This is a genomic window from Paraglaciecola sp. (assembly GCF_051252315.1).
Taxonomy (GTDB): Bacteria; Pseudomonadota; Gammaproteobacteria; order Enterobacterales; family Alteromonadaceae; genus Paraglaciecola.
In genome coordinates this window covers 1-6,553 of record NZ_JBPOFP010000173.1, presented here as the reverse complement: position 1 = coordinate 6,553, position 6,553 = coordinate 1, and the positions used below count along the sequence as shown (strand labels likewise).

1 pseudogene is annotated in these 6,553 nt (G+C 36.1%); it reads left to right on the top strand.

The features are described from left to right. Positions 1 to 1,071: 1,071 nt before the first annotated feature. Positions 1,072 to 6,553: pseudogene (locus ACSHXM_RS20375) on the top strand (hypothetical protein); the annotation flags it as partial.

Sequence of the window (6,553 nt, the reverse complement as noted above, 5' to 3'; positions counted from 1 at the left end):
AATAACACGTGATTTTGCTTATAAAAATAAGTTAATCACAAAAACACTAAACCATTTCCTTTCTTTTTAGGAAAAAAATCTAATCATTATTTTATGAAAAAAGTATTCAAAAACTTTTTCCTGTTCATTATTTTATTAACATTAAGTGCTGTAAATCTTAATGCTCAAATAGATGATAACAGATATAAAGTTTCCCTAACTCCTGAAGACTTGGCCACTTGCGGTGGCGTAAACAATTCTTTGGAGCGTGTACTAGTACAAGGTAAAAATGCATCTTGTAATAATTTTAGTATTACGTTTAACTTACCAAACGGCGTCTTGTACGAAACCGGTACTGTTGTAATAACATCTCAGGTAGACTCTAATGGAATTCCCATTACTGTAAATCCTTATGAAATAGGTGTTGCTGGTACAGCAAATAATCCTGTCTTTACATTACACAGAAATGGAGATCCAAATCTTAACTGGAATGTTGGTGATGAAGTATACTTTGAATTTAAACGTAGTGCAAATTGTGATGCTGTTACGCTTTTAAATTCTGGTGGACTTTTTAAGGATGCGCATACTATAAATTTTAATGATGCTGGTGGTGCAAATTCTGCTACAGATAATGACAACAACATATCTTCATATGCTTTATTAGCTGCTTCTTTAAATATTTCTCCAATTTCAACTATAAATTCAAACGTAGGAGAATCATATACCAGAGATATTACAATAGCACAAGGTGGTAATGGTTGTACTGAAACTTTTACTTACTATGTAGATTTAGGTGAAGATGTAGATGATATTTATACATTATCATACAAAGGCACGCCTTTGACTCCTATATCTAAAGTTGGTCAAATTTTAACATATAATATAGATTTAAACGTAGCTCCTTTTGTTGGAGATGTTGGCAATAATGATAATTGTTTTGATAACGGCGAAGTAATTGTTTTACAAGAAGCCTTTAGAGTAGATGATTGTATAGATACTGCAATTATTCATAACGCTTACTGGGGATGTAATGTTGGCGAAACTTGCCAAGCTGCTGCACCGCAAACAGGATCTTTAAATTTTGGTGCAAACGTGCCAGATATTACATTAACTAAAATAGGAACCACAACACCAGATTTTTGTGAGGCGGTAACCTATACTGTTAAACTAGAAAACACAAAACTTACAGCTGGCTCTATGGCTTTAGACGTTGGTGTTAACTTAGGAATGGGCGCAAACTCTACCCCTATATCTACTGCAAATAATAATCCTTTATGGGATTTTGATTATCATGACACTAGAAATGTTTCTAACTTTAAAGTAGGAACAACAAGTTTTTCGCCTACCAGTAGGCCTAGTGACAGTTACTCTTCTCGAGGTTCTGGTAATACTCTTTCTTTACCTCCTAACTTCTTTACCTCAGATCCTGATGGTCCTGGTGTTGGACTAGAAGATTTAGATAACGATGGTTTTTTTGATGATTTAGCCCCAGGTGCTTCTACAGAAATATCTTTTGATTTTGCTATTACACCTAAAGACAATTGTGGAACAGGAAGATTAGAATACATGGGTTGGGAACATACTTATTTTGATGTTTATTTTAAAGATCAATGTAAAGGTGAAAGATTACCAGAGCGTATAGATTTAAATTACTTTAATATTATTAGAGATTATAGAAGCGTTACAGAAGTTGAAGCTCCTACAGATCTTGTAAATAATCAAGATTTTGAAATTAGAATAGCTCCGTCTATACAAGCCAATGGTGTTGGTACTCCATTAGTAAATGGCCAACCTATGTTATCTAATAACGCTAACTCTGTTTGGAGTATTACTATTACTGCTCCTGCAGGTATGTCTTTAAGACCAGGTGCCTCTTCAGAGTTTACGCAGTCTGGAAATGAAATTACATATAGTACTACAAATATAAGTGGAGCTGAATATAAAGAATGGGTAGAGTTTCCTTTAACTTTTACATGTGGGCCTAACGGTGTACAATCTATTCCTTACAAAACTAATTATACTGCAACTGGTACTAGCGGTGTTTGCTGGAGTCAAGATATACATTGTGGTACTGTAGATATTTATACTCACTGTCCAGGAAACTGCGTTGGCCCTGCTATTGAAGGGTTTAATGCTAACAGAATTACTGCTGGTTGGACAGACGCATCAATGGATACCAAAGTAGTATTAGATGATAATACAGATGGTATTAATAAATATCTTGCTGGAGACAGAATGAAAATTTCTACTTCTGCTTCTATCAATAATATTTCTTTAGATAATTTATATTTTGATTTAACATACAATACTGCAAGTTTAGCTGCAGGTGGTCCGGATATTATTTCTTTTATAGAAGGAGAAATTACAATTAATGACTCACCTACAACATCTCAAACTGGAACTATTACTGTTACTCCTGTACTAACTACAAATGGGACTACTGAACATAGATTAACTTTTGATCTTAGTTCTTACAAAAGTTTAATTAGTGGTTCTTACAATTATGAAGGTGACGCTATAGAGAAGGACAGAGTAGAAATAGAATTAACTTTTGAATTTAGTAAAGATTTTAAAGACATTGACTACTTTGAACTTGGTGGCTTAAGAGGAGAGTTTTTTGCTTTTACAGATTACCCTGCTAACACACAACCTAACAAAGTTGGTTGCGATACTTGGGGAGATAGAGCTTACTATTCTAGACCTAGAATATATGGTAGTAACCAAACAAGGTCTACTAATGGCTGTACTCCTTCTAATGGAGTATTGTATTATCAACATAATATGGCTCCTAGTGATATGCACGGAGATGAATATAGACCTATGACACTGTGGAAATCTACCGTTGTAGATATACCAGAAGGCGCTAGGTTTACAGGTAATGTTTCTTCTGTTCAATTTAATGGTGCTTACTCAAGTCTTGGCGGCCAGTTTATTGTATCAGAAAGTAACGGACAAATAACAATTACTCCTGGTCCTGGTTATGTAGATCGTGACCAAAGTGCTTTAATACAACCCAGATTTTATGTAGAATTTATGGGTACTTGTAATTCACCCGCTTCTGCTAATTATGACTACACCATTAATTATGATGATTTTGCATATGCTACTCCAGAAGCTGCAAGTTTTACAAATACAAACAGATTTCAATACACTCAACCTACATTTTTAATACAATCTCCTTCTCCTACTGTAAATGGAGATGCTTACACTGTAGATTTTGATGTTAATATAAGTAATACAAGTCCGCAAGATGTAAATTACAATTGGCTACAAGTTTCTGTGCCAGCAGGTATAAGTATTAAAAGTGCTTTTAGTGTATCAGGTGGTACAGAAACACCTGTAACATTTCATCAATCCGGAAATAAAACTTGGATAGAAGCTGGTTCAATTGCATCTAACACTACAAAATCTATTCGTTTTAAAGGAGATTTTGAAGACTGTACAGATCTTACTGTTTTAGTTGAACACGGATGGGATTGTTTAGGTTATCCTGGTTACCCAGACACTAACGTAGATGTTTCTGATTTTCAAGCAGTAGGTGCTAGTTGTTATCAAAACTCTACATCTATAACCCTAGAACCTAAAGGATCTCAAGTTCAGGTAGCAATAACAAATCAACCTAACACACCACAAAATTTATGCACACCTTTTAATATTGAAGTAGATGTTATTAGTGCTCAGTTAGCAGATTTAATATTTCCTTCATTAGAATTTGCTATCCCTGGCGGAAACGGTGGTATCACTATAGTAAGTACAAATGTTACTTATCCTAAGGGGTCAACTAACCCAAATGACACTCAGCCCGTAACTGTTACTATAGAAAATGGTATTGCTAAAGTAAATTTATTAGAACATACCAATATACTTGCTCTAAATGGTATAAAAGGTAATCCTGCTATTAATTCAATTAATGAAAGAACAGCACATATTAACCTTGAAATTCAGTTAGAATGTAATTTTATATCAAATTCTGAATTTACATTTAAGGTATACGGAGAAGAGCCATGTGGTGACCTTGCTGCTGGTAACGGATCTAGAATAGTTTCTAACTCCATTCAGGCACTTGGTGCTACACCTCCTTATAATGCGTTTAGTACTATAAATCTTCCTGGTTTTGGTGCGCCAATAATAGGCTGTGGAGTTGTAGATAATATTAATGTAGAAACTACAATTTCTGGAGGTACTACAGGTAGTGCAGATTTTGGAAAAATAACCTTAAGATCTGGTATAGAATATGTAGCTTCTTCTTTTGCTAGTGCAGACGGTGCCACATTTAATAGCATAGCTACTGTAGGAGATCATCAAGAGCTTATATTAAACTATCCAGCGGGAGTTACTGCAGGATCTAAAATAAATTTTAATTTTGATTTTATAACTACAAACGAAGGTATATGTGATGCTACTGAGGAAGTACAAATAGTAAATTACGTAACTGTTAATGGTATTATGTGTGCCTCTAATGCTTGTCCTGATTTTCAAGTAGCAACTGGTTTCTCTTATGAGATTATGCCATTAGAAAAGCCAACCATAATAGGTACTGCTAACGATAGTTTTTTTACTGTAGATACTAGTAACAATTATGAGTATCATTTATCTATAGATATAGAAAATACAAGTGCTTTAGATGCAGATGCAGGCTATGCTTATAGTGTTTATTGTGCAGATGTAAATGGAGATATAGATGGTACTGCTATCTCAACCGGTACAATAACTGATGCTATTCCTAACTTATCTACAATTACAGATGAAATTGTATTTACTACCGCTGGTGCAGCTTGTTCTGGTACAAATTTTATAGTAGAGTTTTTACCTTCTAGTACAAATTGCCAGTGTGAGGCCTTTACAATTGTAGTACCTGTAACTTCAGGTGCTCCATTAAACCTAGATAATGATAATGATGGTATACCAGATGTTATTGAAGTCTATAATGGTGATGCAGATGGTGACGGAACTTTAGATTATGAAGATCCCGATTTCTGCGCTGCTACCTTTGATGGTGTAAACGGATGGGATTGTGCAACAATGGGCTTACCAGATCCAGATGATGATTTAGATGGTGATGGTACTCCAAACTACTATGACACAGATTTTCCAACCTGTGGCGGATTAAATGCTAACGGAGTATGTATCAATTTTGATACCGACGGCGATGGCATACCTAACCACTTAGATTTAGATTCTGATAATGATGGTATAACAGATATTACAGAACTTGGTGCAGCAAATAATGATGCTAATGGTGACGGTGTTTTAGACAATATTACCGATATAGATAATGATGGTCTTGCAGATGTAGTGGATAATGATACTACAGATGGTCCAGAAGGTAGTGCACCTTGTACACCACTGAATGGTTGTGTACAAACAAACTCTACATCCAATATTTTTGATACAGATGGAGATGGTACTACTGATAATAGTGGCGATTTTGATGGTGACGGACTAATTAACGCTTACGATTTGGATAGTGACAATGACGGTATTTTAGATACGGTTGAAGCACAAACTACAACTGGATTTAGTGCTCCGGGAGCTATTGACCCATTAACAGGTATACCTGCAGTTGGTGCAGATACAGATGGTATTGATCCAATTGATACCGATGGTGACGGTAATCCTGATTACTTAGATTTAGATGCAGATAACGATGGTATTACAGATACTTTAGAAGCCGGTGGCGAAGACGCTGATGGTGATGGTGCTGTTGATGGTTTTGTTGATGCTGATGGTAACGGTGTTGCTGACAGTGTTGATGCTACGCCTTTACCAGATGAAGATTCTGATAACGACGGAATTTTAGACCGATTAGATTTAGATTCTGATAACGACGGTATTACGGATACTACTGAAGCTGGTGGTATGGATGGAGACGGTGATGGTATCATTGATACGTTTATGACCGATACAGATAATGACGGACTTGCGGATAGTGTTGACCCGGTTGGTCCTGCTACTCCGGGTACACCAATTCCAAATCCGGATACGGATAATGACGGATTAGATGATAGAATAGATTTAGATTCTGAAAACGATGGTATTCCAGATGTAATTGAAGCTGGCGGTTCTGATCCGGATAACGATGGTAGAATCGGTACAGGTCCAATTGCAGATACAGATGGAGACGGACTTTCAGATTTAGTAGATCCAAATGATAATACAACAGGTACACTAGACGATGGTCCAGGTACACCTTTACCAATCGATAATTTTGATGGTGACAGTGTTCCAAATCACTTAGATATAGATTCTGATAACGATGGTATTACAGATACTACAGAAGCTGGTGGTCTTGATGTTAATGGTGATGGCGTTGTAGATGGTTTTGATGATACCACTACAACAGATGGTTGGGATGACGCTACAGCAGCATCTCCACTTCCAATTCCTAACTCAGATACCACAGGTGGTCCAGATTACTTGGATATAGATGCAGATGATGATGGAATTCCAGATAATGTAGAAGCACAAACTACAGCGGGTTATATAGCCCCTGCAGACGCTGAAGCTGCTAACGGATTAGATACAAGTTATCCTGTTGGATTAACTCCAGAAGATACAGATGGTGATTTAATTC